This is a genomic window from Pseudaminobacter sp. Soil_N_29, assembly GCF_057656055.1.
Window position 1 is genome coordinate 1 of record NZ_JBDGLC010000012.1, and the last position, 26,096, is coordinate 26,096.

Genomic DNA, 26,096 nt, shown 5'->3' on the forward strand with positions numbered 1-26,096 from the left:
CAAGGACCAGCAGCCGGCCACCTACTCGCCCAAGGACAAGCTCTTCTTCGTGCCGACCAACCATGTCTGCATGGACTATGAGCCCTACCGGGTGAGCTACACTGCCGGTCAGCCCTATGTCGGCGCAACCGTGTCGATGTATCCGGGTCCCGGCGAGCATGGCGGCATGGGCAACTTCATTGCCTGGGATGCTGCAAAGGGCGAGATCGTCTGGTCGAAGCCTGAGCAGTTCTCGGTCTGGTCGGGTGCGCTCTCCACTGCCGGCGATGTCATCTTCTACGGCACGCTGGAAGGCTACCTGAAGGCGGTCGATAAGAACGGCAAGGAACTTTACAAGTTCAAGACGCCGTCCGGCATCATCGGCAACGTCACCACCTACGAGCACAAGGGCAAGCAGTACATTGCCGTGTACTCGGGTGTCGGCGGCTGGGCCGGCATAGGTCTGGCGGGCGGTCTCCTGTCGCCCGAGAACGCCAAGGCCTGGCACGGCGCAGTCGACCAGGGCCGCGCACAAGGCACCGAGAAAGAGGCCGTCAACACGGCCGGCCTCGGCGCCGTCGGCGGCTATGCTGGACTGGCCGATTACACCGCACTGGGCGGCCAGCTGACCGTCTTCGGTCTTCCGGACTGATAGGCCCGGAAAGTGCTAGTGAGCATCTTGCCCAAGCAGGATGCGGAAATGAGAGCCCGGAACGTTTGGCTCCGGGCTCTCCATGTCTCTTCTCCATCATGCATTGAAATCGAAGCATCCTGCGTCGCAGCGCGCCACGACACGAGGTTCTGAATGTTTGCTCGCATCGCCCTTTCGATCCTGACATTGTCCGTTCTGCCTTTGGCCTGCCTCCGCCCGGCGCTGGCAGACGATGCAAAAAAGGCAGCAGCGGTGTCCGAGGAAGACGGAAAATATTTCGACGCGGATGGAAACCCGACCTTCAAGATTCAGCCCGACGGCACCGTCGATTGGTACACTTTCAGCGGCTATCGCCGCTATCATTCCGATTGCCACGTCTGTCATGGGCCTGATGGCGTCGGTTCGTCCTACGCGCCGGCGCTGGCCGATTCACTGAAGACGATGGACTACGGCACCTTCATCGCGACGGTCGCCGAGGGGCGCAGGAACGTCAGCGGCGGCCAGGAAAGCGTCATGCCGGCCTTTGGCGACAACAAGAACGTCTATTGCTACATAGACGACCTCTACATCTATCTTCGCGCGCGCGCAGTGGGCGACCTGCCGCGTGGCCGCCCCGAAAAGAAGGCCCCCAAGCCCAAGAGCGCAACGGAACACGAAGACTCGTGCATGGGTGGGTGAGCATGGTCATGGGCAGGATTTTGGGGCTCCGAAAGATCACCGCGGCTCTGATGCTCGCATGCAGCTTGCCCGCGGCAGCGCTTGCGCAGGGCGCAGGCCTCGGCGCGGCCGGCGAACTGGTCGATCCGGAGGTACTGCGCGTCTGCGCCGATCCTTCCAACATGCCCTTCTCGAACCAGTCCGGCGAAGGCTTCGAAAACAAGCTCGCCGAAATGATGGCGCCGAAACTGGGACGCAAGTCGGTCCGCTACACCTGGTATCCCATGGCCACCGGCTTCGTGCGCAACACGTTGCGGGCCAATCGCTGCGACGTCATCATCGGCTATGCCCAGGGCGACGTGCTGGTGCAGAACACCAACCCCTATTATCGCTCCACCTACTCGCTCGTGTTCAAGAAGGGCAGCGGGCTTGAGGGCGTCGAAACGATCGAGGACCCGAGGCTCGCCGGCAAGAAGATCGGCGTCGTCGGCGGCACGCCGCCTTCCACCAACATGGCCGCCGCCAAGCTGATGGATGCTGCCAAGGCCTACCCGCTGGTGGTGGACTCGCGCTCGACGCCGCCCGTGGGCGAAACCATGATCCAGGACCTCGTGGCCGGAACGATCGATGTCGCAATCCTCTGGGGGCCCATGGCCGGCTACTTCGCCCACAAGGCCAACGCCGATCTCGTCGTGGTTCCGCTGGTCAAGGAGAAAAACGGTTCGCGCATGACCTATCGCATCACCATGGGCGTGCGCCCGTCCGACCAGGAGTGGAAACGCTCGCTCAACCGCTTCATCCAGGAGAACCAGGGCGAGATCAACAAGCTCTTGCTCGAGTACCAGGTGCCCCTGCTTGATGAACGCGACAATTTGATCACGCAATGATTTTCAGGAAAGGCCAGGCCCCTCTCGGCTGGCAACAACAGGGAGGCGACGAAAGAAAATGATTGTTTCGGGCCGCGTCGGCATTCACGCATCAACCGTGTTTCCGTCGCGCGCAGAAGGCCACGGAGATGGCAAGCGCTCTGGAGAACGCCCCAGGAACCCCGCGCAGCGAATTATTTCCGCAATTATAAGGTTGCGAATGCTGAAAAACGCGGCGAGTGCACTATATTTAAGCGGATATGACGGTTTGCTTTTGTGCCTCGGCGTCGGGCGGCCTGTAACAGGCGCACGCCGCCATCGCATCGGCGCGATTGGCCGATAGACGCGTAAATCGTTGTTTTGATTATCATTTCATGACCACCTCGTTCATTTGTCCATTTCCACGATGGACATGGCCAATGCACTACGGTGCCACGGCATTGGCCAAGGGAAGGAGACGGCCCTCCTTGAAAGGGTCGATGAAAAGGAGAAGATCATGAAGAAGAGTTGGACAAAGCCGAGCATGTGCCAGGTAGCGGCAGGCATGGAAATCTCTCGCTATCTGCCGGCTGAGATCACTCCGAAGAAGTAAGCAGCGAGGGCGCGTGCCCGCCAGCCGGTGGGCACGCGCCAAGTTCAGTCCGGCCCGGCCCTCAGCTGCAACACCTCCGGTATCGTCTGGCCACAGCCCCTCAAAAACGGGATTTTTGCGATGCGCGTGAAGATCGTCGGATCGGCAGCGGGCGGAGGATTTCCGCAGTGGAATTGCAACCACTATCTCAGCCGCGCCGCGCGGGCGGGCGTCGTGGGCGTCAGGCCTCGCACCCAGTCCAGCCTGGCGGCCTCGGCCGACGGCAAGCGTTGGGTTCTGTTCAACGCATCGCCCGACATTCGCCAGCAGATCGCCGACACGCCTGAACTCCAGCCCCAGGCAGGCAACGGCCCGCGCTCGACCCCGATCAGCGCCGTCGTGCTCACGAATGGCGATGTCGATCACATAGCCGGGCTCCTCAGCCTGCGCGAGCGCCAGCCCTTCGCCATATACGCCACCGGGCGGGTATTGGCCGCCCTTCGCGACAATCCGGTCTTCAACGTGCTCGATCCCGCTCTCGTCCCTCGCCGCGAACTTCAGGAAGGTGAGGAATTCGAAATCAGGGACGCCGAAGGGCGGGAGACCGGCCTCTATGTCCAGGCCTTTTCAGTGCCGGGCAAGGTCGCGCTTTACCTGGAGGATCCGAGCCGCCCCGAAGATAACTACGGTTCTGAAGCAGGCGACACCGTCGCCGTGCGCCTCGCCGCAAGCAACAATTCCGGCTCGCTGTTCTACATTCCAGGCTGCGCGCGGATCGATCCCGAGCTGCGCACGAGGCTTGCCGGGGCAACATGCCTGCTTTTCGACGGCACGCTCTACACGGATGACGAGATGCTGGTCGCCGGCGTCGGCCCGAAGACCGGCGGCCGCATGGGGCATCTCGCCATGTCCGGCGAGGACGGCTCCATCAGCCAGCTCGCCGGCGTCCCGATCGGGCGACGCATATTTGTCCATATCAACAACACCAACCCGGTGCTGGACGAAAGCTCGGTCGAGTACGAGCTGGTTCGCGCCGCCGGGTGGGAAATCGGCTGCGACGGCATGGAGATCCGCCTGTGAACGATTTCAGCAATGTGGCCAGGGGCGGCCTAAGCGCCCGCGAGCTTGAGACAGTGCTGCGCCAGGTCGGCGCGGAGCGCTATCACAACCTGCATCCCTTCCATCACCTCATGACCGCCGGCCTGCTGACCAAGGCCCAGATGCAGGCATGGGCGCTCAACCGCTACTGCTACCAGGCGGTGATCCCGCGCAAGGACGCCGCGATCCTTGCGCGCGCCGAGGACCCGGCCTTCCGCGCCGAGTGGCGCAAGCGCATCGAGGATCACGACGGCGAGGACGGCTGGAGCGGCGGCATCGCCCGCTGGCTCAAGCTGGCCACCGGGCTCGGCCTCCCCGCCGAGGCGGTCAAGAGCGAAAGGCTGGCGCTGGCCGCCACGCGCTTTGCCGTGGGCGCCTATCTGACCTTCTGCGCCAACCGCACCTTGCTGGAGGCGGTCGCCTCTTCGCTCACCGAGCTGTTTTCGCCCGTCATCATCGGCGAGCGCGTGCCGGCAATGCTGGCGCGCTATGACTACGTAACGAAGGACATCCTGTCCTATTTCGACAAGAGGCCGGAGCAGGCGTCGCGCGATTCCGACTTCGCGCTAGCCTATGTGCTGAAGCATGCCGACACGCCCGAGCGGCAGCAGGCGGCGATAGACGCCCTTGTATTCAAATGCGACGTCCTGTGGGCGATGCTCGACGCGCTCATGCACGCCTATGTCGAGCCGGGCCATATCCCGCCCGGCGCCTTCAGGCCGGAGACAGTCTGATGCTGGCCATGCACCAACGAAACACTATATCGGTCCAGTCGATGCCATCACTGCCGCACCACGTGCATTTGCGGTTTGACCCTGTGCGGCAAGCCTGGGCCCTGCTCTCGCCGGAGCGGATATACTGGCCCAACGATGCCAGCCTCGACATTTTGCGGCGATGCGATGGGAAGACCACTGTCGGCGCCATCATCGAGGCACTGGCCCTCGAATATGACGCTGAAGAGGAAGAACTGGCCGCCGATGTCATCGCCTTCCTGCAGGAGTGGACCGACAACCTTCTGGTGACGCCATGAATGCCACGTATTTCCCCCCCGTCAGCATGCTCGCCGAATTGACGCATCGCTGTCCGCTGCAATGTCCCTATTGCTCGAACCCGCTCGAGCTCCTCAAGGCCAACCGGGAACTCGACACGCAGACCTGGCTGCGCCTGTTCGACGAAGCCGCCGATCTGGGCGTGCTGCAGGTTCACCTCTCCGGCGGCGAGCCGACTTTGCGCCCTGACCTCGAAGAGATGGTCGCGCGGCTTGCTTCGCGCGGCGTCTACACCAATCTCATCACCGCCGGCGTCCTCATTGCCGAAGGCCGCATCCGCGCGCTGGCTGAGGCGGGGCTGGACCACGTGCAGCTCAGCATCCAGGGGGCCCGGCCCGAAACCACCCAGCGCATCAGCAACTATCGCGGCGCGCATGAGAAGAAGCTGGAGACGGCCAGGCTCGTGCGCGCCGCCGGCCTGCCGCTGACCATCAATGCGCCCATCCACCGGCACAACATCGATCAGGTCGGCGAGTTCATCGAGCTCGCCCTGTCGCTCGACGCCGAGCGCTTGGAAATCGCCAATGTGCAATATTCCGGCTGGGCGCTTCTCAACCGAAACGCGCTGATGCCCAGCCGCGAGGCCGTGGACCGGCAGACCGAGATCGTCGAGGCGGCGCGCGAGCGACTGCGCGGCATCATGAACATCGACTATGTCACGCCCGACTACTTCGCCATTTATCCCAAGCCCTGCATGGGCGGCTGGGCGCGCGACGCCTTCATGGTGGCGCCGGACGGCACGGTGCTGCCCTGCCACGCGGCGCAGACCATTCCCTGGCTGAGCTTCGAGCGCTTCGGCGACCGCACCTTGCGCGAGATCTGGAACGATTCAGCGGCTTTCAACGCGTTTCGCGGCACCGACTGGATGCAGCAGCCCTGCCGCAGCTGCGAGCGGCGCGAGATAGACTGGGGCGGTTGCCGCTGCCAGGCCATGGCGATCGCCGGCGATGCCGCCGCAACCGACCCGGCCTGCGTGAAGTCGCCGCTTCATGCCAGAATGGCGCAGCTGGTCGAGGAAGCGCTGGCGACCGCGGGGTCGGACAGCACCAACACTACCTTCGTGTATCGGCGCATCGCCCCTGTCCGCGAACCGGTGTGAGGCAGGCCGCGCGAGAAGAAATTGCAGTTCAGACCAGGAACGGATTGCCGCGGCGCTCCTCGCCGAAGCGGCCGCCGGGCCCATGCCCGCAGATGAAGCCGATGTCGTCGCCCAGCGGTAGCAGCTTTTCCTTGATCGAGCGGATCAGCGCGTCATGGTCGCCGCCCGGAAGGTCGGTGCGGCCGATGGAGCCGTGGAACAGGACGTCGCCGACATGCGCGAACTTCGCCGCGCGATTGTAGTAGACGACGTGGCCGGGCGCATGGCCGGGGCAATGCAGCACCTCGAACTGATGTTCCCCGAAGGAAACCGTCTCGCCTTCGGTCAGGAACCGGTCCGGAACGCAGTTGCGCACGGCACCCGTCAGCCCGAAACGCACCGCCTGCGTCTCCAGATTGTCCAGCAGCATGCGGTCTGCCTCGTGCGGCCCGACAATTTCGACGCCCAGAGCGTCCTTCAGGTCCATTGCCCCGCCGGCATGGTCGATATGGCCATGCGTCAGCCAGATCGCGGTGACATTGATGCCGTTGTCCTTGATCGCGGCGAGAATCCTGTCGACGTCGCCGCCCGGGTCCACCACCACGCCGGACTTGTCGTCGGCGTCGAACAGTATCGTGCAGTTCTGCTGGAAGGGCGTGACAGGCACGATCCCGGCGTTGAGCTGGCCCATGGCATTCCTTTCGTCTGTGCGGTGCTCATTTAGGCACGAACAGCCGCAGCGTCCACCGCCGGGGCTTCAATCAGCCGCCGCCAACGAAAAATGGACGGCACCAGGGCCGTCCATCGAAGAGCTCCAAAGCGGGAGCGCGTTTCGCCTGCTTGAAACGAGTGTTGTTCCGGCTGCTCAGGCCCGCTTGTTCATCGTGGACATCACCATGCCTACGATCGCCGTCAGCACGCCGCCGCCGACAAGCCCGCCGACCGCATCGCCAAGCGCGCCCGACATCGCGCCTGCAATATTCGGATCGGAAAGCACCTTGGTGACGAGCTGGCCGCCGACCACGCCGCCCACGGCACCGGAGATGACCTTTACTGCCGCACTCATCGCTACCTGTTTCAGCCCAGCACCAACGCCAAGCCCGCCAATGGCGCCGGTTACCAACTGTATGATGATCGGAAGAAGTGCTTCCATAGACATTCCCTCCCACAGTAAGGCCGACTCGCTCGACCCGACCTGCTCATCAGACGCTCAATCGGGGGAAATTCAAATAGGCTGCGCCAAAATAAAACGGGCGACCTTGAGGCCGCCCGTCTTCACTTCTCGCGATTTGGCGCGAATATACTCTTATTCCGCCGCCATGGCCTGCTTCGGCTGGACTGCTGCCGAGTAGTCTTCCATCAAGGTCTTGCAGATTTCGCCGACCTGGAAATTGTAAGGCCCGATTTCCGAAACGGGCGTAACTTCTGCGGCGGTGCCGGTCAGGAAGCACTGCTCGAAGCCCTCCAGCTCTTCCGGCATGATGGCGCGTTCGATCACCTCGAAGCCGCGGGCGCGGGCCAGGCCGATCACCGTCCGGCGGGTAATGCCATTGAGGAAGCAGTCGGCTTCCGGCGTGTGGATCTTGCCGTCCTTGACGAAGAAGATGTTGGCGCCGGTGGCTTCGGCCACACGGCCGCGCCAGTCGAGCATCATCGCGTCGGCATAGCCCTTGGCCTCGGCGGCATGCTTGGAAAGCGTGCAGATCATGTAGAGGCCCGAGGCCTTGGCATGCGAGGGCGCGGTGCGCGGGTCGGGGCGGCGATATTCGGCCATGTCGAGGCGGATGCCCTTCAGCTTCTGCGCCGGGTCGAAATAGCTCGGCCACTGCCAGATGGCGATCGCGCAATGGATGCGGTTGTGCTGGGCCGAGACGCCGAGCGAGTCGCTGCCGCGCCAGGCGATCGGGCGCACATAGGCGTCCTTGAAGCCCTGCTTCTTCAACAGCTGGCGGCAGGCTTCGTCGATCTCGGCCACGGAATAAGGTATGGTGAAGCCCAGTACACGGGCCGATTCATGCAGGCGCTCGGTGTGCTCGGTCAGCTTGAAGATCTCGCCGCCATAAGCGCGCTCGCCTTCGAACACGGCGCTGGCATAGTGCAGACCGTGCGTAAGTACGTGAATCTTGGCGTCGGCCCATTTGACGAACTCACCATCCATCCAGATGAAGCCGTCAAGCTGATCAAAGGGAACTGATGCCATAATAAACCTCCGGCGGGCCTCGCCCGCACCCGTTTCACTGTTCGAAATTCGTCAGCCGCCAGGGGTCCTGCCCCATGGGCCGCTAGTAGTTTGAAGCGTAGGCCGATAAGACCGGATAGGCAAATGCACGAAATTCCGCCTGAAGCGGCTGCGGCTTGCCTTTTCGTTCGCAATCGGCCGTAAAGCTTGGCAAAAATTACCATCGGCCCTAAAATATGTCAACAAGGCTGACATAAATTTGAGAGTGTCTTGCAGGAATTGCCATGACGGATCGTAAAGGCTCGAATGCCATCCCCATCAGAACCGCCCTCACCAACGAGGACGGCGTAGATTTGGCCATCATCGAGCTGCTCTTCTTCGCCTATCGCGATTTCACCTCCGATCCCGACCAGATGCTGGCGGAATACGGCTTCGGCCGCGCCCATCACCGCGTTCTGCACTTCGTCAACCGCATGCCCGGCCTGACCGTGGCCGAGCTGCTGGACGTGCTGAAGATCACCAAGCAAAGCCTTGCCCGCGTGCTGAAGCAGCTGATCGACACCGGGCATATCGTGCAGGTTCCGGGCCCGCGCGACCGGCGCCAGCGCGAACTTTATCCCACCGAGAAGGGCCGCGCCCTGATGCTGGATCTGGCGCGGCCACAGTCACGCCGCATCCTTGCGGCATTGGGCGAGTCTTCAGCGACCGAGCGCGAGGGGATCGAGCGGTTTCTTAAAGCGATGGTCAACCCCGAATTGAGAGCGCAGATTGACAATCTGCCTGGAAATACGTCAGGAAAAGGCCATGGAGACGAATGAGATTTCCGAAACGCCGACGGTGCCGGACGATGACGCCCCGCACCTTCTGGTTGTCGATGACGATACTCGCATTCGCAACCTGCTGAAGCAGTATCTCACCGAAAACGGTTTCCGCATCACCGTTGCCGGAAATGCGGCAGAAGCGCGGCGCAAGCTCGCCGGGCTCGATTTCGACCTGATTGTCCTCGATGTCATGATGCCGGGCGAAACCGGTGTCGAGCTCACCAAGGCGCTGCGTGAGGAAAAGGAAGTTCCTATCCTCATGCTGACGGCGCTTTCCGAGACCGACAGCCGCATAACCGGGCTGGAGGCCGGCGCCGACGACTACCTGCCCAAGCCATTCGACCCGCGCGAACTCATCCTGCGCATCAACAACATCTTGCGCCGGGGCGGGCCGCAGACCACGCCGAAGCTCGAGCAGATCGTCTTCGGGCCCTACACCTTCCAGATCGCGCGGCGCGAATTGAAGAAGGGCGGCGAGCTTCTGAAGCTCACCGACCGCGAGCAGGAGATTTTGGCGATTTTCGCCGAGCGCGCCGGCGAGACCATTCCGCGCCACGAACTGGTGGGCGAGGAGTCCGAAGTGGGCGAGCGCACCATCGACGTGCAGATCAACCGCCTGCGGCGCAAGATCGAGCGCGACCCCTCCAACCCGGTCTGGCTCCAGACGGTGCGCGGCATCGGCTATCGCCTGAGCGTCGAATAGCAGCCGTCGGCCTGGCGAGGCGGGGCCTCGCCCCGGCCACCGCCGACAAAATGCTCCATTTGCCGCTTGGAGCAACAGGCTTGCGGACTATATAGAACCCTTCGCGGGCGCAGCATGAAGCGTGTCGCGCGGCGGCGCGATCGAAAAGAAGGGCAACGACCCTCCTCGGCTCCCCAAGGCGACTGTTTTGCTTGTAGGTCGTCCGTTCAGCGTATACCGCATGGAGCATTCCACCGAAACGCGCCCGCGCCAGGGCAGGCGACGGAAGAGCAGATGGCGACATCGGAATTGAACGATCCGGAAAACGACAGCTACCGCGCCCGCACCCACCGCGCGGCGGTTTCCATGCGCAGGCACTGGCACAGGTTCTGGCGCCTGGTGTCGCTCTATCTGCCCAAGCGCCTGTACCCTCGCTCCCTCATCATCATCATCACGCCGATGATCCTGCTGCAGTCGGTGGTGGCCTTCGTCTTCATGGAGCGCCACTGGCAGACGGTGACGCTGCGCCTGTCGCAGGCGGTCACCCGCGACATCGCGGCCATCATCGACATGATCGAGACTTTTCCGCATGACGACGACTACGCCAACGTCATCCGCATCGCCCAGGACCGGCTGGCGCTGAAGATCGACCTCTTGCCGCCCGACCCGCTGCCGCCGCCCGGCCCAAAGCCGTTCTTCTCCATCCTCGACCAGATCCTGTCGTCGGAGATCACCAAGCAGATCAACCGTCCCTTCTGGATCGACACGGTGGGCAACTCCAACATCGTGGAGGTGCGCGTACAGCTCAAGGACAAGGTGCTGAGGGTCTTCGTGCGCCGCAGCCAGGCCTATGCGTCCAACACCCATATCTTCCTGATCTGGATGGTGGGCACGTCGCTGGTGCTGCTGATGATCGCCATCCCCTTCCTCAGGAACCAGATCAAGCCGATCCTGCAGCTTGCCGAGGCGGCCGAAAGCTTCGGCAAGGGCCGGCCGATGCCGCGCGACTTCCGCCCGCGCGGCGCCGACGAGGTGCGGCGCGCCGGTTTCGCCTTCATCCAGATGCGAGAACGCATCGAACGCCAGATCGAGCAGCGCACGGCGATGCTGACGGGGGTCAGCCACGATCTGCGCACCATCCTCACTCGCTTCAAGCTGCAGCTGGCGCTTTCCGGCAAGAAGCCCGACCTGAAGGCGCTGAACCAGGACATCGACGACATGCAGTCGATGCTGGAGGGCTATCTGGAATTCGCCCGCGGCGAGGCTTCCGAGGCCCCGGGTCGTTTCGACCTCGAAGTCTATTTCGCCAAGCTCGGCGAGGAAGCCAAGCTGCGCGAGCGAGAGCTTTCGACTTCGCTGACCGGCGAGAGCGTCGTGCTCGTGCGAGCCAACGCCTTCACGCGCCTGCTTTCCAATGTGGTCGGCAACGCCTTCCGCTATGCCAGCCAGGTGCGCGTCAACGCCACCCACACGCGCGGCTCGCTGACCATAGTTGTCGACGACAACGGCCCCGGCATCCCGCCCGAGCAGCGCGAAGAGGTCTTCAAGCCATTCGTTCGACTGGACGAAGCCCGCAACCTCGACGCCACCGGCACCGGGCTCGGCCTTTCGATCGCCCGCGACATAGCCCGTAGCCATGGCGGCGACATACTGCTGGATGGCAGTCCGCTGGGCGGCCTGCGCGTCATCATCCGGGTGCCGGCGTAAGTCCGGCACCCTGCCCTTCCTACGCGACGCCCGGCGCGGCCGCCGGTTTCTTGCGAGCCTTGAAGAAGCGCACGAGAGCAACCGTTATCGCAGCGACCACGACCAGGACGCCCAGCGCGAGCAACGGACGATAGTAGAACCACGCAATGGCGATCGTCGCGGTGCCGACGATTATGGTGAACAGGAAGGCCGCAAGCCCCGTTCCCAGCCGCACCACGTCGCCAAGCAGCGGAATGACATCGGCAATCACACCGAGCGGCTGCATCATCATCGCGAAGCCGATCATCAGCACGACCAGCCCGACCGCGCGGATGATCCAGCTCAGCAGCTTGTTCTCGCTGGCGGCATTGGCGAACATGGTGTCCGCCGCAACGGATCCGCTCTCCACCAGCAGCAGCCTGTCTCCCGCTTTGGTCTGGTAAGCTTGGAATGCATTGCCGGTTTGCTTGCCGACCACGCTGACAGGACCGAGCGGAACCAGTTCGAAGCGGACGCGGTAGTCGCCCACGGCCGGCTTCTTCGGGTTGTCGCCCAGATAGATGCCGCCATCGGCAAACGTCACCTTTTCATAACCCGACCAGGCCGCCTCAATCGCGCGCTGCTGGTCCGAAGACAGCTTCAGCGCCTGGCCGCCGCCGATCTCGTCCAGAACCGTGTCATCCAGGGCAAAGGCGTCGATCCGAGCCTCGGAGACCTGGAACACGTCGGACTCGAGTTCCATCGAAGGGTTGTCGTGCCCCGCCGGCTGTTCGAACCGCGATGAATCGATCGGCTCGTCCGACCATGCCTTCGAATAGCTGTAGGTCGTGACGGTTTCCTCGCCGCCCCCCAGCGTCTTCTTGGTCTCCTCGCTGGTGCTCTCGTGCCACTGATACATCTCCACCGTCCGCACCAGCCGGATACCCTCGACCTCTATGCCGAACTCCTCGTCGGCCAATATTTCGTCGGTCGTCACCGTGCCGGAGATATGGACAAGCTTGCCCTCATTGGCGGCGTTTATCTCCGCGCTCGGAACCGTCACCACGGCGCTGGCGCCTTCGGCCAGCGAGCGTGCGGTGGTGACTGTGCGCCCCTCGTTCCAGAACAGCAGCACCACCGCACCCAGAACCAGAATGAAACCTATCAACGCACCCAGCACCGACTGCTTGATGCGCTCGAACCACGAAACCGAGGTCGTCTTTACAATGCTGTCGCTCACCTGCTTCCCCCAAACAGCAAGAGGCAGGCAAATGGCCGCCTCGATTACTTGCCACTGCCGCCTGTACTTCGACCCGGCGGCAATTCGGTAGCCTCAAGGCTTTTTAGGAAGTGTGAATGCAGCAATGGCGGCGTATCGAAGCCGCCTCATTCTGCTCAGAAAAGGCGGCTGCCGTTCGCCACGGGCCGCTCGATGGCGCCGAGGACGACGTCGCCCTGCTCATCCGGAAAACCGAGCGTGAGAACCTCGGACATGAACTTGCCGATCTGGCGCGGCGGGAAATTCACAACCGCGAATACCTGGCGTCCCACCAGCGTCTCGAGCGAATAGTGCTCGGTGATCTGGGCGGAGGACTTCTTAACGCCAATTTCAGGGCCGAAATCGATTTTCAGCTTGAACGCCGGCTTGCGGGCCTCCGGAAACGGCTCGGCCTCGACGATGGTGCCGGCGCGGATGTCCACCCGGTCGAAATCCGCAAAGGTGATCTCGGGCTTTCTTTCGCCGTGCGCAGTCATCGCAATCCGCTCAGGCGTTGCCGCGGGTCTCGAACAGAACGCCCGCCAGCGCGTCCCGCGCGGATGTGCCCGACCAGACCACGAACTGGAACGCCTGGAAATAGCATTCGCAGGCCTCGAGCGCCGAGGAAAGCAGCACCTCGACCTGCTGGCTGGTGGGCTCGACGCCGCCCGCAAGCAGCAGCGACTGGCGGAACATGATCGCGCCTTCCTGCTCCCACAGGTCGAAATGGCCGAACAACAACTGCTCGTTGATAAGCGACAAGAGCCGCATGATCTCGACGGCCCGGGTTTCGGGCACCTTGATGTCGAAGGCGCAGGCCAGATGCAGCGCCTCGAAATCCTCCATCCACGAGAAGGAGACGTGGTAGTCGGTCCACGTGCCGGTCACCGAGATGGCGATCTCGTCGTCACCGGTGCGCTCGAACGACCATTCGTTGTTGTTCGCGACCTGCTCGATCACATCCACCGGGTGGATATCGCGTGCGAATTCCAGTTCGACAAGTTCCATAAAATGCTTCCTGACGTTTTCGGAGCACAACTGATGGCTCCGCGGGACGGGCACACGCGAACACATGCTATTTTCTAGAAATCAGTCGGCAGGATAGATCAACACAGGAACACTTGAACCGGACCCCCACCGCCCGGCGCATGAGACGGCTTCGAATCATGCAACAAATTCAGTGTATTGATGCAGAGTCGCGTTACCAGCCCCTTTTTGCCGGACGCGCCACAAGGGTGTGGAAAGCGGCTGAATCAAAAACTTATGGAAGCCGGATAAATGATTCAGCCGAAAGCGCTTTTTCCGAACAGCGCGTTGTGGATAAGGTTAACGAATTATTTCTTGGATGAAGTCTTTCCGGCGCGTTTTGCTACGCTTTCGGAAGAAGTTTCCGACGTCTCTTCGGCAGTGGCGGAGAATCTCGCCTCCAGTTCCGCAACGCGGGCGGCAAGCCTTTCGTTCTCGGCGCGCACCTTCAGGGTCATCTCGCGCAGGGCTTCGAACTCCTCGCGCTGCACCACGTCCATGCTGTTCAGCACGCGTTCGGCCTGGCTCTTGAAGGCAGTCTCCATCTCTCGGCGCACCCCTTGCGCCGCGCCAGCAGCGTCGGTCACAAGCTTTGCAAATTCATCCAGAATGCGGTTCGGACCGTTTGACATGGCAGCACCTCGTTGTTGCAATTTCGACGTAGTGCCGCAGCGTAGCGAATGCAAGACCGCTGGCCGGCAAGCACAGATGACACCGGCTTCCATCGCTTGCCGCAAACGATAACAGTTATTAAATTTGCATTACCAACAAAGGGAGCCAGCCATGGCCATCAGTGCCGATCTTGGCGCACCGCTTGAGGAATTCGTCAACCAGCTGGTGAAAAGCGGCCGCTACAACTCCAAGAGCGAGGTGCTGCGCGAAGGCGTGCGCCTCATCCAGGAACGCGAGACGAAGCTCGCCGCGCTAGACGCGGCCATTGCGCGAGGCATTGCCGACGCCGAAGCGGGGCGGGTCATCCCCATAGACGAAGCTTTTGAGCGCCTGCGTGCCCGGCTCAATCTTCCGAAAGGCGACGCTTCCGAATGAGGGTCGTCCTTACGGAAACCGCATGGGCTGACATGCTCAACATCGGCCTCGCCATCAAGGAGCACAATGCATCGCGCGCAGAGTCGTTCGTTGACGAACTCTATGATCGCTGCAAGCAACTCGGCGACATGCCGTTTGCCTACCCCCTCTTGCCCGATCACGAAGCAACAGGCATCCGCCGCCGGGTTCACGGCAACTATCTGATCTTCTACCGTGTAGAGGACGACGCGGTGCAAATCATTCACATCCTTCACGGCGCAATGGACTACGAACGGCTTCTCTTCCCCGAATAGTGAACCATTTGCCCTTGAGTCGGCCTGGCTCACCTCACGCTTGCCTTGACCCTGCCAAAAGCCTGCCGCATGGTCCGCGCCTGAACCGCCCTTCCCGAACGGGAGTTTCACTTGAGCACCTATCTCGCCCTGCCGCTGGCCGCCCTGCCGTTTCCGAACATCGATCCGGTCATCGTCCAGATCGGGCCGCTGGCTATCCATTGGTATGGCGTCGCCTATATTGTCGGCATCCTCTTTGCCTGGTGGTATGGCAAGCGGCTGGTCACCAACCCGAGGCTTTGGCCCGACGGCAGGTTGCCGATGAAGCCCGAGGATCTCGACGACTTCATCGTCTGGGCGGCGGCCGGCGTGGTGCTCGGCGGTCGCATCGGCTACGTGCTGTTCTACGATCTGGCTCGCTACCTGGAGCACCCGCTCGACATCTTCGCCGTCTGGCAGGGCGGCATGTCGTTCCACGGCGGCTTTCTCGGCACGGTGCTGGCGATCATCCTGTTCGCGCGCTCGCGCGGCATCTCCGTCTGGACGATGTTCGACGTCATCGCCGCCGGCGTGCCGGTTGCGCTTGGCCTCGTGCGCCTCACCAATTTCATCAATTCCGAACTCTGGGGTCGGCCAACGGACGTGCCATGGGCCATCGAGTTTCCCACCGGCGGTCCCTTCACCCGCCATCCCAGCCAGCTCTACGAGGCGGCGCTGGAGGGGCTGGTGCTGTTCCTGGTGCTGCGCATCCTTACGCACAGCTTCCTCAAGCTGAAATCGCCTGGCTTCGTCTCCGGCGCCTTCGTGGCCGGCTACGGCGCCTCGCGCATCTTCGTGGAGTTCTTCCGCGAGCCTGACCAGCAGATCGGCTATCTGTTCGGCGGCTGGCTCACCATGGGCATGGTGCTCTCGGTCCCCATGGTTCTCATCGGCATCTGGGCAATGCTCAGGGCCAAGCCCGTCAACACGGCGCCCAGCACGGCATGAGCAAGCTCAAGCAACGCATAGCAGCCCAGATCGCCACCGGCGGACCGGTCACGGTCGCCGAGTATATGGCGCTTTGCCTGTTCGACCCGCAGGAAGGCTACTACACCACCCGCGAGCCTTTCGGCATCGCGGGGGATTTCACCACCGCCCCCGAGATCAGCCAGATGTTCGGCGAACTTGTCGCCGTCTGGCTGCGCACGGCGTGGGAAGCGGTCGGCCACCCCTCCCCCTTCATCCTGGCCGAAATCGGCCCCGGCCGCGGCACGCTGATGAAGGACATGCTGCGCACGCTGGCGAAGCTCGATCCTGGATTTCTGGCGCAGGCTTCCGTTGTCATGGTGGAGACCAGCCCCCGGCTCACCGAAGTGCAGCGGACTACGCTGGCTGGCGCGCCTGCGCGGGTTGAATGGGTCCGAAACATCGAGGCGCTTGCGCCGCTGCCCCTGCTCATCGTCGGCAACGAGCTGTTCGACGCCATCCCGGTGCGCCAGTTCGTGCGCGCGGGCAATGCCTGGCGCGAGCGCGCCGTTGCTCTCGACGATGCCGGCAACCTCCAGTTCGTCGCCGGTGCCGGCTCGCTCGATCCAGTCCTCCTGCCGCCGGACGCCGCCGGCGCCGCGGAAGGCGCAATCGTCGAACTCGCGCCGGCACGCAGCGCACTCATGGAAACCATCGCCGGGCGCATTGCCTCCGATGGCGGCGCCGGCCTGTTCATCGACTACGGCTACCTGATACCCGGCGTCGGCGACACGCTGCAGGCGTTGAGAAAGCACCGCTACGAGGACGTGCTGGAAAATCCCGGCCTGGCCGACCTCACCACTCATGTCGATTTCCACGCGCTCGCGCAGGCTGCGCGCGGCCATGGCCTCGACGCGCACCTCGCCACCCAGGGCGATTTCCTGCTCGGCATGGGGCTGCTGGAGCGCGCCGGTCTGCTGGGCGCCAATGCGGACACCGCCGGCCGCGAAAGAATCCACAGCGAAGTTGAGCGCCTGGCCGGCCCGGATGCCATGGGAAATCTGTTCAAGGTTCTGGCCGTCACGCCGCCGGGAGTTGCCGTCCCGCCCTTCGAACAGGCGCATTGACTTGGCCAACCGGCTGCCCCACTGTCCCATCCTCGCGACCGAGGGCGGCGGCTGAAGCGAAATTTTCAGCCTTGACGCAACCGCCTTCGCGAAGAACAAGGCGGGCCATGTCAGATCGATCGACGCTGAATCCAATCCGCTCTGCCCGCTTGGCCGAAGCTGAAGCCCGCGGCATCCGGCACGGCTACTTCACGCGCCTTGGTGGAGTATCCGAAGGCATCTATCGCGGGCTCAACATCGGCGCGGGCTCCGATGACGACCCGGTGCGGGTGCGCGAGAACCGCCGCCGAGTTGCCCAGTGGATGGGCGTCGATGTCGATTCGCTGCTCACCGCCCACCAGATCCACTCGGCCGACGTGATCGTGGCGCGCGAGCCGTTCAACGGGCCGCGACCCAGGGGCGATGCCCTCGTCACCGACCGTCCCGGCATCGCCATCGCCGCCTCGACCGCCGATTGCGGCCCGGTTCTGTTCGCCGATGCAGAAGCGCGCGTGATCGGTGCCGCCCATGCCGGCTGGAAAGGCGCCTTCGGCGGCGTGCTCGAAAACACCATCGCGACCATGGAAGGGCTCGGCGCGCGGCGCGAGCGCATCGTCGCCGTGCTCGGCCCCTCCATCGGCCCGAAAAACTACGAGGTCGGCCCGGAATTCGTCGAACGCTTCCTGGCGGCCGATGCGGAAAACCAGCGCTATTTCGCGCCCTCGCAGAATGCCGGGCACGCCATGTTCGATCTCAACAGCTACACGGTGGACCGGTTGCGCAGATGCGGCGTTGCCGCCGAATGCCTCAACCGCTGCACCTATGAGGAGGAAGACGTTTTCTATTCCTACCGCCGTTCGACGCACCGCAAGGAAGCGGACTACGGCCGGCAGATCTCAGCAATTGCTCTGGAGGACATTTGATGGCGCTGCATTTCGAACGCACCGAATATGACGCACGTCGTGACCGACTGATTATCGAGATGGCGGAAAAGAAGCTGGATGCGATCCTGCTGTTCGCGCAGGAGAGCATGTACTGGCTTACCGGCTACGACACCTTCGGCTTCTGCTTCTTCCAGTGCCTGGTCGTGAAGGCCGACGGCTCCATGGTGCTGCTCACCCGCTCGGCCGACCTGCGCCAGGCCCGCGCCACCTCGATCATCGAGAACATCGTTTTGTGGACCGACCGCGAGGGCGCCAACCCGGCGCTGGACCTGCGCAACCTGCTCAACGATCTCGACCTTTTGGGCGCGCGCATCGGCGTGGAATACGACACCCATGGCCTCACCGCCTATAATGGCCGCCGCCTCGACGATCTGCTGCAGACCTTCGGCCAGATCGCCGATGCCTCGGGGATCGTCTCGCGCCTGCGCCTGTTCAAGAGCCCGGCGGAGATCCAGAAGGTGGAAAAAGCCGCAGCACTGGCCGACGACGCGCTCGACGCGGCACTGCCGCTCATCAAGCAGGGCGGCGACGAAGGCGCCATCCTTGCCGCCATGCAGGGCGCCATCTTCGAGGGCGGCGGCGACTACCCGGCCAACGAATTCATCATCGGGTCGGGCGCCGATGCGCTGCTGTGCCGCTACAAGGCCGGCCGCCGCAAGCTCAACAAGAACGACCAGCTCACGCTGGAATGGGCCGGCGTCTACAATCATTACCATGCCGCGATGATGCGCACCGTGCTGACCGGCAAGGTCTCGCGACGGCATCAGGAACTGTTCGACGCCGCCCGCGACGCGCTGCTGGCGGTGGAAAAGGCGATGACGCCGGGCAACACCTTCGGCGATGTCTTCGAGGCGCATGCCCGCACCATGGAAGCGCATGGCCTGACCAAGCATCGTCTCAACGCGTGCGGCTATTCGCTCGGCGCGCGCTTTGCCCCATCCTGGATGGACATGCCGATGTTCTACCAGGGCAATCCCGAGCCCATCGCGCCGGACATGACGCTGTTTGCCCACATGATCATCATGGACTCAGAAACCGAGACCGCAATGACGCTTGGTCGCACCTATCTCACCACCGAGACGCAGCCACGGCCGCTTTCTCGCCATGATCTCGACTTGATCGTGAAGTGAAACCGCCACAATGCGGCGAAGCCTTCAGATGCGGAGAATTGAAACGATGAAGCAATTGCCGGGCCGGATCACGGCACTGCTTTTCGTCGCCGCAGCCCTTTCGGCCTGCACCAGCACGCAGGACGTTCTCGAGCCGTCGGCCATCGCCGCCCAGCAGTCGGGCGCGGCCACGGGTGCGATTTCCACCAATGCACGAATCCAGATCGCGCCCATCGTCGGCGCCAGCGTGGAAGCAGCCACACCGCTCACCGAAAGGCTCGCCGTTCGCGCCCGCGAGCGCGGCATTCGCCTGGCCGGCTCCGCCGACCCCACCGCGACCCATGTGCTGAAGGGCTATTTCTCGGCGCTGACCGAAGGCAAGGAAACCATGGTGGTCTATGTCTGGGATGTCTACGATCCCGAAGGCACGCGCCTGCACCGCATCAACGGGCAGCAGAAGGTCCAGATTTCCGGCGGCGACGGGTGGAGTACGGTTCCGCCGGCGGCCATGCAGACCATAGCCGACTCAACCATCGACCAGCTTTCCTCGTGGCTGGCGGGCCACACTGGCTAGGCTCCGCCGGCGATATATTAGGCAAAAATCCGCGACTCGGCTTGCAATAGCGGCACAGCCCGCTAAAAGCCCGCTAAATTCCTCCTCCCGAAATCCTTCACCAGGAACGGTGCATGAAACTCTTCGCAGGCAATTCCAACCGGGTGCTGGCAGAAGCTGTCGCCCGCTATCTCAATATCCCGCTCGGCAAAGCCAGCGTCCGTCGCTTCGCGGACCAGGAGATCTTCGTCGAGATCCAGGAAAATGTGCGCGGCGAGGACGTCTTCATCCTCCAGTCCACCTCTTTCCCGACCAACGATCACCTGATGGAACTTCTCATCATGATCGATGCCTTCATGCGCTCGTCTGCGCGGCGCATCACGGCGGTCATCCCCTATTTCGGCTATGCACGCCAGGATCGTCGCGCATCGGGCCGCACCCCGATCTCGGCCAAGCTGGTTGCCAACATGATCGCCCATGCCGGCGCCAATCGCGTGCTGACGCTCGACCTGCATGCCGGGCAGATCCAGGGCTTCTTCGACATTCCCACCGACAACCTGTTCGCCGTGCCGGTCATGGCCCGCGACGTGAAGGCCAAGTACAAGCAGCTCAACAACGTCATGGTCGTATCGCCGGACGTGGGCGGCGTGGTGCGCGCCCGCGCGCTGGCCAAGCGCCTCGATGCCCAGCTTGCCATCGTCGACAAGCGCCGCGAGCGCCCCGGTGAATCCGAGGTCATGAACGTCATCGGCGACGTGCGCGGCAAGGACTGCCTGCTGATCGACGACATCGTCGATTCCGGCGGCACGCTGTGCAACGCGGCCGACGCGCTGTTGGCCAATGGCGCCACCAGCGTTACCGCCTACATCACCCACGGCGTGCTTTCGGGCGGCGCTGCTGCGCGCATCACCGGCTCGAAGCTGCAGGAACTGGTCATCACCGATTCCATCCAGCCGACTTCGGCGGTAGAGGCCGCGCACAACATCCGCACCATCTCCATCGGTGACCTCATCGGCGAGGCGATCTCGCGCACGGCTTCGGAAGAGTCCGTCTCCAGCCTGTTCGACTGACCCGTCACAATGGACTGCAGCGCCGCGTGCCCTTCGGCTACGCGGCGCTTTTTGCTTTCCGCAGGGTCGGGCCATGCCGGTTTTTGCCGCAACGAGCCGCCCACAGCTTGCCGCTTTCACGGCAAAGCTTTAGGAAAGCCCCTAAACAAAATGAACCGCGCTGCCTGCCGCTGACGAGAAACAGCCGCCGCCGCGCCGACCGAGAAAGCCTGTTTGATGACCGATTTCGACATGATGGCGCCTGCGCTGGCGGCCGCGCTCACATCGCGTGGCTACGAGACGCTGACGCCCGTGCAGCGCGCCATGCTGGAACCGGAGGCGCGCGAAGCCGACCTTCTGGTCTCGGCGCAGACCGGCTCGGGCAAGACGGTTGCCTTCGGCATCGCCATAGCCCCCACCCTGCTTGAAGGCCGCGAACGCCTCGGCGCCCCAGGCCTGCCGCTGGCGCTGATCGTGGCACCCACGCGCGAGCTCGCCATGCAGGTGCGCCGCGAGCTCGAGTGGCTCTACCGTGAAACCGGCGCCCGCATCGGCTCTTGCGTCGGCGGCATGGACATGCGCAGCGAGCGCCGTGCCTTGGCCGATGGCGCCCACATAGTAGTCGGCACGCCCGGCCGCCTGCGCGATCACATCACCCGCGGTTCGCTCGACATTTCGGAGCTGCGCGCCGTCGTGCTCGACGAGGCCGACGAGATGCTTGACCTCGGCTTCCGCGACGATCTGGAATTCATCCTCGCCGCCGCACCGGCCGAGCGCCGCACGCTTCTGTTTTCGGCTACTGTTCCCAACCAGATCGCGCAACTCGCAAAACGCTTCCAGCGCGACGCCCACCGCATCACCGCCCAGGGCGAGAGCGACCAGCACAGCGACATCGACTACCAGCAGATCTTCGTCGCGCCGGCCGACCGCGAGAACGCCATCATCAACACGCTGCTGTTCCACGACCAGCAGAACACGATCATCTTCTGCCACACCCGCGAGGCGGTGAAGCACCTCTCCAGCCGCCTGTCCAACCGCGGCTTTGCGGTGGTCTCGCTGTCGGGCGAGCTCAGCCAGGCCGAGCGCACCAATGCGCTGCAGGCCATGCGCGACGGCCGCGCCCGCGTCTGCGTGGCGACCGACGTCGCCGCGCGCGGCATCGACCTGCCCAATCTCGGCCTCGTCATCCATGCCGATCTGCCGACCAATCCCGACACGCTTCTGCACCGCAGCGGCCGCACCGGCCGCGCAGGCCGCAAGGGCATCTGCTCGCTGATCGTGCCGCTGCACCGGCGCGGCGCCGCCAATCGCGTGCTGAAGCTGGCAAAGCTCACCGCCACCATCGTGCCTGCGCCGACGGCGAGCGACATCGAGCACCATAACCGCCAGCGCATCCTTGACGATCAGGCGCTGAGCCTTGCACCGAGCGAGGACGAGATCGCCTTCGTGCGCGAGCTGATGGAAGCGCACAGCGCCGAAAACATCGCCGCCGCCTATCTCAGGCTGCAGCTTGCCGCCCGCCCAGCGCCTGAAGACCTGATGGAAGCACCGGTCTTTGCCGAGCGCGCATCGCGCCGCGAGGCCCGCGACGAAGCTCCCCGCGACCGCAGCGACTTCGACAACGGCGTCTGGTTCCGCGTCACGGTCGGCCGCAAGCACCGCGCCGAGCCGCGCTGGCTTCTGCCGCTGATCTGCAAAGCCGGTCACATCACCAAGCGCGCGGTCGGCTCGATCAAGATCAACGACACCGACAGCAATTTCGAAATCGCCGGCGACAAGGCCGACGCCTTCTGGGCCTCGGTGAAGGAAACCGGCACTGGCGAAAAGGGCGTCACCATCCAGCGCATGGAAGGCAAGGCGCCGCCCCGCGAAAAGCCGGCCCGCGAGGCCGCGGCGCCTGCCTGGAACAGCGAAAAGAAGGGCAAGTTCAAGCCCAAGCCGAAGACCAAGCCCGGCAAGCCTGACGGCGGGCCGGCGCACAAGAAGCCCAAGAAGAAGTTTTCCAAGAAAACATCGGACTGAAGGCGCGATGCGGGCCCGCATTCCGGCGTCAAAACCTTGCGCTTGCGGGCACCTTCCGCTATAGAGCCGCCACCCGCGTAGACACCCTTGGAGGCAGCGCGGATGGGGGCGGCCGACGGTCGCTTTCAACGCTTGAGATTGGCTTTTGCCCTCTCAGGCGCTCCAATCAACAAGAAAGGAAATGCCATGAGCGATACTTACGAGCTCAAGGCCGAGGCACGCGAACGGGTCGGTAAGGGGTCCGCCCGGGAACTTCGCCGCAACGGCAAGATACCTGCAGTTATCTACGGTGATAAGCAGCCCCCGCTGGCCATCACCGTGCCCTACAAGGAAATCTTCTACAAGATTCACGGCGGCGGCTTCATGACCACCGTGACCACGATCGACGTCGACGGCCAGAAGATCAAGGTCCTGCCCAAGGACTACCAGCTCGATCCGGTGCGTGACTTCCCGATGCACGTGGACTTCCTGCGCGTCAGCAAGCACACCGAAGTCAACGTCAACGTGCCCGTGCGCTTCATCAACGAAGAGAAGGCGCCTGGCATCAAGCGCGGCGGCGTGCTCAACATCGTGCGTCACGAAGTGGAGCTCCACTGCGCGGCCGACGCGATTCCGGAGTTCATCGAGATCGACCTCACCGGTCTTGAGATCAACGACTCCATCCACATCTCGGCCGTGAAGCTGCCGAAGGGCACCAAGCCGGTCATCGCCGACCGCGACTTCACCATCGCCACCGTTGCCGCTCCGGCCGGCCTCAAGAGCGAGGAAGGTGCTGCTGCGGCCGAAGGCGAAGCCGAAGCCGCGACCGAGGAATAATACTCAGCGCCTGGAGGGTCGCAGCGATGCTGCTTTTTGCAGGTCTCGGCAATCCGGGCGCGCAGTATGCCAACAACCGGCACAATGTCGGCTTCATGGCGGCGGAGGCCATTGCCCGCCGCCATGATTTTTCGCCCTGGACGAAAAAATTCCAGGGCCAGGTCGCCGAAGGCAAGATCGGCGGCGAAAAAGTCATCCTTCTGAAGCCACAGACCTTCATGAACCTTTCCGGCCAGTCGGTCGGCGAGGCCATGCGCTTCTACAAGCTGTCCCCTGCCGACCTCACCGTCTTCTACGACGAGCTCGATCTTGCCGCCGGCAAGGTGCGGGTGAAGACCGGCGGCGGCGCAGGCGGCCACAACGGCATCCGCTCCATCGACCAGCATTGCGGCAAGGAATATCGCCGCGTGCGCATCGGCATCGGCCACCCCGGCGTCAAGGAAATGGTGCACGGCCACGTGCTGGGCGATTTCGCCAAAGCCGACAAGGAGTGGCTGGAAGCGCTGCTGGAGGCCATCGCGGATAGTTCCGACCTGGTCGCCAAGGGCGACGACAGCGGCTTCATGAACCGCGTAACGCTGGCGCTGCGCGACAAGCTGCAGCCGACCGGCGAGGACGACACCCCTCCCCCGAAGCAGAAGCCCGCCAAGGCCCAAAGCCACATCCGCCAGGCGCGCCAGCAGGCGCCGGCCGTGAAGGCACCCGAAACCGGCCCGATGGCCGCCATGCTGAAGAAGCTTTTCCACAAGGAATGAGCCTGCGTGAGCCGGGCGCGCCCTTCCTTGCATGTCCCCGTGGTCGAGCCTATCCTTAAAGGACTTTCGCGTTTCGTGGCACGAGGCAACCATGAAAAACGTGACGATCACCCTGGACGAGAAGCTCTTGCAGCTCACCGAAGCGGAAGCTGCCAAGGCTGGCGTAAGCACGTCGGAATTCATCGCGGACATCGTTGAATCGGCCCTCACGGCAAAGGCGGAGACCAGGAACCCGCAACTGGAGGCCCTTGAGCGCTTTTTCGCGGGCCCCAAGCTGGATATTTCAGAAAACGGAAGGATGCCCACGGCCGAGGAACGCAATGCCCGGCGCTAGGGTTTTCGTAGATAGCAATGTCCTCCTCTATACCCGCGATCTGAAACTGTCGGAAAAGGCGCAATCAGCACTCGATTGGCTGCGAGAGGCTGCGGGGCGCAATTTGGCCTGCACGAACCTGCAAGTCTTGAACGAAGTCACCAACGTCATGCTTCGCAAGCGAGGCGATCTCTCGGCGCAAGAGGTTTTCGCACAGGTGGATGAGCTCCGCGCGCTGGGCGACAGCCCCGTCGATCAGCAAACCGTGATCACGGCCCGGCGCATCCGGCTGCAGACCGGCTACTCCTGGTGGGACTGCCTTCTCCTTGCTTCCGCGCTAGAGCGCGGCTGCGAATTCTTCCTCTCCGAGGATTTGCAGGACAGGCAGGCCATCGAAGGCTTGACGATAGTCGACCCTTTCGCCCATAGCCCTCAGCAAGTTTTCGCTTCTCGATAAGGCTAGATCACCATGGGTTTCAAATGCGGTATCGTTGGGCTGCCCAACGTCGGCAAGTCCACGCTCTTCAACGCCCTGACGCGCACCGCGGCGGCGCAGGCCGCCAACTATCCCTTCTGCACCATTGAGCCGAACACCGGCGAGGTGGCCGTACCGGACGCGCGCCTGAAGAAGATTGCCGAGGCCACCAAGTCCAAGGAGATCATCCCCACCCGCATTTCCTTCGTCGACATTGCTGGCCTGGTGCGCGGCGCCTCCAAGGGCGAAGGCCTGGGCAACCAGTTCCTCGCCAACATCCGCGAGGTCGACGCCATCGTGCACGTGCTGCGCTGCTTCGAGAATGACGACATCACCCATGTCGAGGGCCGCATCGACCCCGTGGCCGATGCCGAGACCGTCGAAACCGAGCTGATGCTCGCCGACCTGGAAAGCCTCGAGCGCCGCATCGCCCAGATCCGCAAGCGCGCGACCGGCAAGGACAAGGAAGCAATGACCGTCCTGCCGATGATGGAGCAGGCGCTGGCGCTGCTGCAGGACGGCAAGCCGGCGCGGATGCTGCTCAACGGCATCGCGGCGGAAGACCTTGCCATCCTGCGCGGCCTGAACCTGCTCACCTCGCATCCGGTCCTCTATGTCTGCAACGTTGCCGAAAGCGAGGCCGCGACCGGCAACGAGCACACGGCCGCCGTAGAAAAGATGGCCGCAGCCCAGGGCGCGCGCACCGTCATCATCTCGGCCGCAATCGAATCCGAGGTCGCCCAGCTCCCCGACGAGGAAGCCAAGGAGTTCCTTGACGCACTCGGCCTGGACGAGCCCGGCCTCGACAAGCTCATCCGTGCCGGCTACGAGCTCCTGCAGCTCATCACCTATTTCACCGCCGGCCCCAAGGAAACCCGCGCCTGGACCATCCAGAAGGGCACCAAGGCCCCGCAGGCGGCCGGCGTCATCCATACCGACTTCGAACGCGGCTTCATCCGCGCCCAGACCATTTCCTACAACGACTACGTCACCCTGGGCGGCGAAGTCGCGGCCAAGGAAGCCGGCAAGGCGCGCGACGAAGGCAAGGAATACGTCGTGCAGGACGGCGACGTGCTGCTGTTCAAGTTCAACACCTGACCGGGCGACAC

Annotated in this window: 31 protein-coding genes and 1 pseudogene; 25 read left to right on the forward strand and 7 right to left on the reverse strand. The window is 63.4% G+C overall.

Going from position 1 to position 26,096, the window contains the following annotated elements:
- From AC3A4H_RS22040 to pqqE, 8 genes and pseudogenes are all read left to right on the forward strand, one after another.
- Positions 1 to 631: pseudogene (locus AC3A4H_RS22040) on the forward strand (PQQ-dependent dehydrogenase, methanol/ethanol family); the annotation flags it as partial.
- A gap of 153 nt (positions 632 to 784) precedes the next feature.
- Entirely contained in the window at positions 785 to 1,309 is a 525-nt protein-coding gene (locus AC3A4H_RS22045) for a c-type cytochrome, methanol metabolism-related (RefSeq protein ID WP_348777639.1), read from the forward strand.
- A gap of 8 nt (positions 1,310 to 1,317) precedes the next feature.
- Entirely contained in the window at positions 1,318 to 2,175 is an 858-nt protein-coding gene (locus AC3A4H_RS22050; protein WP_487768633.1) for a substrate-binding domain-containing protein, read from the forward strand.
- Between the two features lie 475 nt (positions 2,176 to 2,650).
- Entirely contained in the window at positions 2,651 to 2,746 is a 96-nt protein-coding gene (locus AC3A4H_RS22055) for a pyrroloquinoline quinone precursor peptide PqqA (RefSeq protein ID WP_348777641.1), read from the forward strand.
- Positions 2,747 to 2,866: 120 nt separating this feature from the next.
- Positions 2,867 to 3,805: a pyrroloquinoline quinone biosynthesis protein PqqB gene (gene pqqB / locus AC3A4H_RS22060; protein WP_487768634.1), complete on the forward strand. Its 939-nt coding sequence runs from the start codon at positions 2,867 to 2,869 to the stop codon at positions 3,803 to 3,805.
- Positions 3,802 to 4,557 carry a pyrroloquinoline-quinone synthase PqqC gene (gene pqqC / locus AC3A4H_RS22065; RefSeq protein ID WP_487768635.1) on the forward strand — a complete coding sequence of 252 codons (756 nt, stop codon included), beginning with the start codon at positions 3,802 to 3,804 and terminating at the stop codon, positions 4,555 to 4,557. Before pqqB ends, pqqC begins: the two co-directional genes overlap by 4 nt.
- Positions 4,557 to 4,853 carry a pyrroloquinoline quinone biosynthesis peptide chaperone PqqD gene (gene pqqD, locus AC3A4H_RS22070; protein ID WP_348777644.1) on the forward strand — a complete coding sequence of 99 codons (297 nt, stop codon included), beginning with the start codon at positions 4,557 to 4,559 and terminating at the stop codon, positions 4,851 to 4,853. The genes pqqC and pqqD overlap by 1 nt, the downstream gene beginning before the upstream one ends.
- Positions 4,850 to 5,971 (forward strand): pyrroloquinoline quinone biosynthesis protein PqqE, encoded by a 1,122-nt coding sequence (gene pqqE / locus AC3A4H_RS22075; protein WP_487768636.1) that lies wholly within the window; start codon positions 4,850 to 4,852, stop codon positions 5,969 to 5,971. Before pqqD ends, pqqE begins: the two co-directional genes overlap by 4 nt.
- A gap of 28 nt (positions 5,972 to 5,999) precedes the next feature.
- On the opposite strand, the gene AC3A4H_RS22080 is transcribed toward pqqE, so the two are convergent.
- From AC3A4H_RS22080 to AC3A4H_RS22090, 3 genes are all read right to left on the reverse strand, one after another.
- Positions 6,000 to 6,641, reverse strand: a complete 642-nt coding sequence (locus AC3A4H_RS22080; RefSeq protein WP_487768637.1) for an MBL fold metallo-hydrolase — start codon at positions 6,639 to 6,641, stop codon at positions 6,000 to 6,002.
- A gap of 174 nt (positions 6,642 to 6,815) precedes the next feature.
- Positions 6,816 to 7,103 (reverse strand): hypothetical protein, encoded by a 288-nt coding sequence (locus AC3A4H_RS22085; protein ID WP_348777647.1) that lies wholly within the window; start codon positions 7,101 to 7,103, stop codon positions 6,816 to 6,818.
- A 153-nt stretch (positions 7,104 to 7,256) separates the two neighbouring features.
- Complete coding sequence (locus tag AC3A4H_RS22090) at positions 7,257 to 8,150, reverse strand: branched-chain amino acid aminotransferase (protein ID WP_348777648.1); 894 nt, start codon at positions 8,148 to 8,150, stop codon at positions 7,257 to 7,259.
- Positions 8,151 to 8,413: 263 nt separating this feature from the next.
- On the opposite strand from AC3A4H_RS22090, the gene AC3A4H_RS22095 reads away from it, so the two are divergent.
- The 3 genes from AC3A4H_RS22095 (at position 8,414) to AC3A4H_RS22105 (ending at position 11,339) form a co-directional block, all read left to right on the forward strand.
- Positions 8,414 to 8,947, forward strand: coding sequence for a MarR family winged helix-turn-helix transcriptional regulator (locus AC3A4H_RS22095; RefSeq protein WP_348777649.1), 534 nt, complete (start codon positions 8,414 to 8,416; stop codon positions 8,945 to 8,947).
- Positions 8,934 to 9,653 (forward strand): response regulator, encoded by a 720-nt coding sequence (locus AC3A4H_RS22100; protein ID WP_348777650.1) that lies wholly within the window; start codon positions 8,934 to 8,936, stop codon positions 9,651 to 9,653. The genes AC3A4H_RS22095 and AC3A4H_RS22100 overlap by 14 nt, the downstream gene beginning before the upstream one ends.
- 273 nt (positions 9,654 to 9,926) lie before the next feature.
- A complete protein-coding gene (locus tag AC3A4H_RS22105; RefSeq protein ID WP_487768638.1) occupies positions 9,927 to 11,339 on the forward strand; it encodes an ATP-binding protein in 1,413 nt (470 codons plus the stop codon).
- 19 nt (positions 11,340 to 11,358) lie between these two features.
- Here the strand turns inward: AC3A4H_RS22105 and AC3A4H_RS22110 are convergent, their stop codons facing one another.
- The 4 genes from AC3A4H_RS22110 to AC3A4H_RS22125 form a co-directional block, all read right to left on the reverse strand.
- Positions 11,359 to 12,537 carry a TMEM43 family protein gene (locus AC3A4H_RS22110; protein WP_487768639.1) on the reverse strand — a complete coding sequence of 393 codons (1,179 nt, stop codon included), beginning with the start codon at positions 12,535 to 12,537 and terminating at the stop codon, positions 11,359 to 11,361.
- Positions 12,538 to 12,692: 155 nt separating this feature from the next.
- Entirely contained in the window at positions 12,693 to 13,052 is a 360-nt protein-coding gene (locus AC3A4H_RS22115; RefSeq protein ID WP_487768640.1) for a tRNA-binding protein, read from the reverse strand.
- Positions 13,053 to 13,062: 10 nt separating this feature from the next.
- Positions 13,063 to 13,563 carry a type III secretion system chaperone family protein gene (locus AC3A4H_RS22120; protein WP_348777654.1) on the reverse strand — a complete coding sequence of 167 codons (501 nt, stop codon included), beginning with the start codon at positions 13,561 to 13,563 and terminating at the stop codon, positions 13,063 to 13,065.
- 326 nt (positions 13,564 to 13,889) lie between these two features.
- Entirely contained in the window at positions 13,890 to 14,213 is a 324-nt protein-coding gene (locus tag AC3A4H_RS22125) for an accessory factor UbiK family protein (RefSeq protein WP_487768641.1), read from the reverse strand.
- Between the two features lie 151 nt (positions 14,214 to 14,364).
- Between AC3A4H_RS22125 and AC3A4H_RS22130 the strand changes: the two genes are divergently transcribed.
- From AC3A4H_RS22130 to ychF, 14 genes are all read left to right on the forward strand, one after another.
- A complete protein-coding gene (locus AC3A4H_RS22130) occupies positions 14,365 to 14,628 on the forward strand; it encodes a type II toxin-antitoxin system ParD family antitoxin (RefSeq protein WP_487768642.1) in 264 nt (87 codons plus the stop codon).
- Entirely contained in the window at positions 14,625 to 14,921 is a 297-nt protein-coding gene (locus AC3A4H_RS22135) for a type II toxin-antitoxin system RelE/ParE family toxin (protein ID WP_487768643.1), read from the forward strand. Before AC3A4H_RS22130 ends, AC3A4H_RS22135 begins: the two co-directional genes overlap by 4 nt.
- Before the next feature lie 111 nt (positions 14,922 to 15,032).
- Positions 15,033 to 15,887, forward strand: coding sequence for a prolipoprotein diacylglyceryl transferase (gene lgt / locus AC3A4H_RS22140; protein ID WP_487768644.1), 855 nt, complete (start codon positions 15,033 to 15,035; stop codon positions 15,885 to 15,887).
- Positions 15,884 to 16,972, forward strand: a complete 1,089-nt coding sequence (locus AC3A4H_RS22145) for a class I SAM-dependent methyltransferase (protein WP_487768645.1) — start codon at positions 15,884 to 15,886, stop codon at positions 16,970 to 16,972. The genes lgt and AC3A4H_RS22145 overlap by 4 nt, the downstream gene beginning before the upstream one ends.
- 107 nt (positions 16,973 to 17,079) lie before the next feature.
- Complete coding sequence (gene pgeF / locus AC3A4H_RS22150; RefSeq protein WP_487768646.1) at positions 17,080 to 17,874, forward strand: peptidoglycan editing factor PgeF; 795 nt, start codon at positions 17,080 to 17,082, stop codon at positions 17,872 to 17,874.
- On the forward strand, positions 17,874 to 19,025 hold the full coding sequence (locus AC3A4H_RS22155) for a M24 family metallopeptidase (protein WP_487768647.1): 1,152 nt from the start codon (positions 17,874 to 17,876) through the stop codon (positions 19,023 to 19,025). Before pgeF ends, AC3A4H_RS22155 begins: the two co-directional genes overlap by 1 nt.
- Before the next feature lie 46 nt (positions 19,026 to 19,071).
- Positions 19,072 to 19,578 (forward strand): hypothetical protein, encoded by a 507-nt coding sequence (locus AC3A4H_RS22160; protein WP_487768648.1) that lies wholly within the window; start codon positions 19,072 to 19,074, stop codon positions 19,576 to 19,578.
- 113 nt (positions 19,579 to 19,691) lie between these two features.
- Positions 19,692 to 20,627 (forward strand): ribose-phosphate pyrophosphokinase, encoded by a 936-nt coding sequence (locus AC3A4H_RS22165; RefSeq protein WP_348777662.1) that lies wholly within the window; start codon positions 19,692 to 19,694, stop codon positions 20,625 to 20,627.
- A gap of 216 nt (positions 20,628 to 20,843) precedes the next feature.
- Entirely contained in the window at positions 20,844 to 22,628 is a 1,785-nt protein-coding gene (locus AC3A4H_RS22170; protein ID WP_487768649.1) for a DEAD/DEAH box helicase, read from the forward strand.
- Positions 22,629 to 22,814: 186 nt separating this feature from the next.
- Entirely contained in the window at positions 22,815 to 23,444 is a 630-nt protein-coding gene (locus AC3A4H_RS22175; protein ID WP_487768650.1) for a 50S ribosomal protein L25/general stress protein Ctc, read from the forward strand.
- A 26-nt stretch (positions 23,445 to 23,470) separates the two neighbouring features.
- Positions 23,471 to 24,199, forward strand: a complete 729-nt coding sequence (gene pth / locus AC3A4H_RS22180; RefSeq protein WP_487768651.1) for an aminoacyl-tRNA hydrolase — start codon at positions 23,471 to 23,473, stop codon at positions 24,197 to 24,199.
- A gap of 91 nt (positions 24,200 to 24,290) precedes the next feature.
- Entirely contained in the window at positions 24,291 to 24,533 is a 243-nt protein-coding gene (locus AC3A4H_RS22185; RefSeq protein WP_487768652.1) for a hypothetical protein, read from the forward strand.
- On the forward strand, positions 24,520 to 24,969 hold the full coding sequence (locus tag AC3A4H_RS22190; protein ID WP_487768653.1) for a PIN domain-containing protein: 450 nt from the start codon (positions 24,520 to 24,522) through the stop codon (positions 24,967 to 24,969). Before AC3A4H_RS22185 ends, AC3A4H_RS22190 begins: the two co-directional genes overlap by 14 nt.
- 12 nt (positions 24,970 to 24,981) lie before the next feature.
- A complete protein-coding gene (gene ychF / locus AC3A4H_RS22195; RefSeq protein ID WP_487768654.1) occupies positions 24,982 to 26,085 on the forward strand; it encodes a redox-regulated ATPase YchF in 1,104 nt (367 codons plus the stop codon).
- Positions 26,086 to 26,096 lie beyond the last annotated feature (11 nt).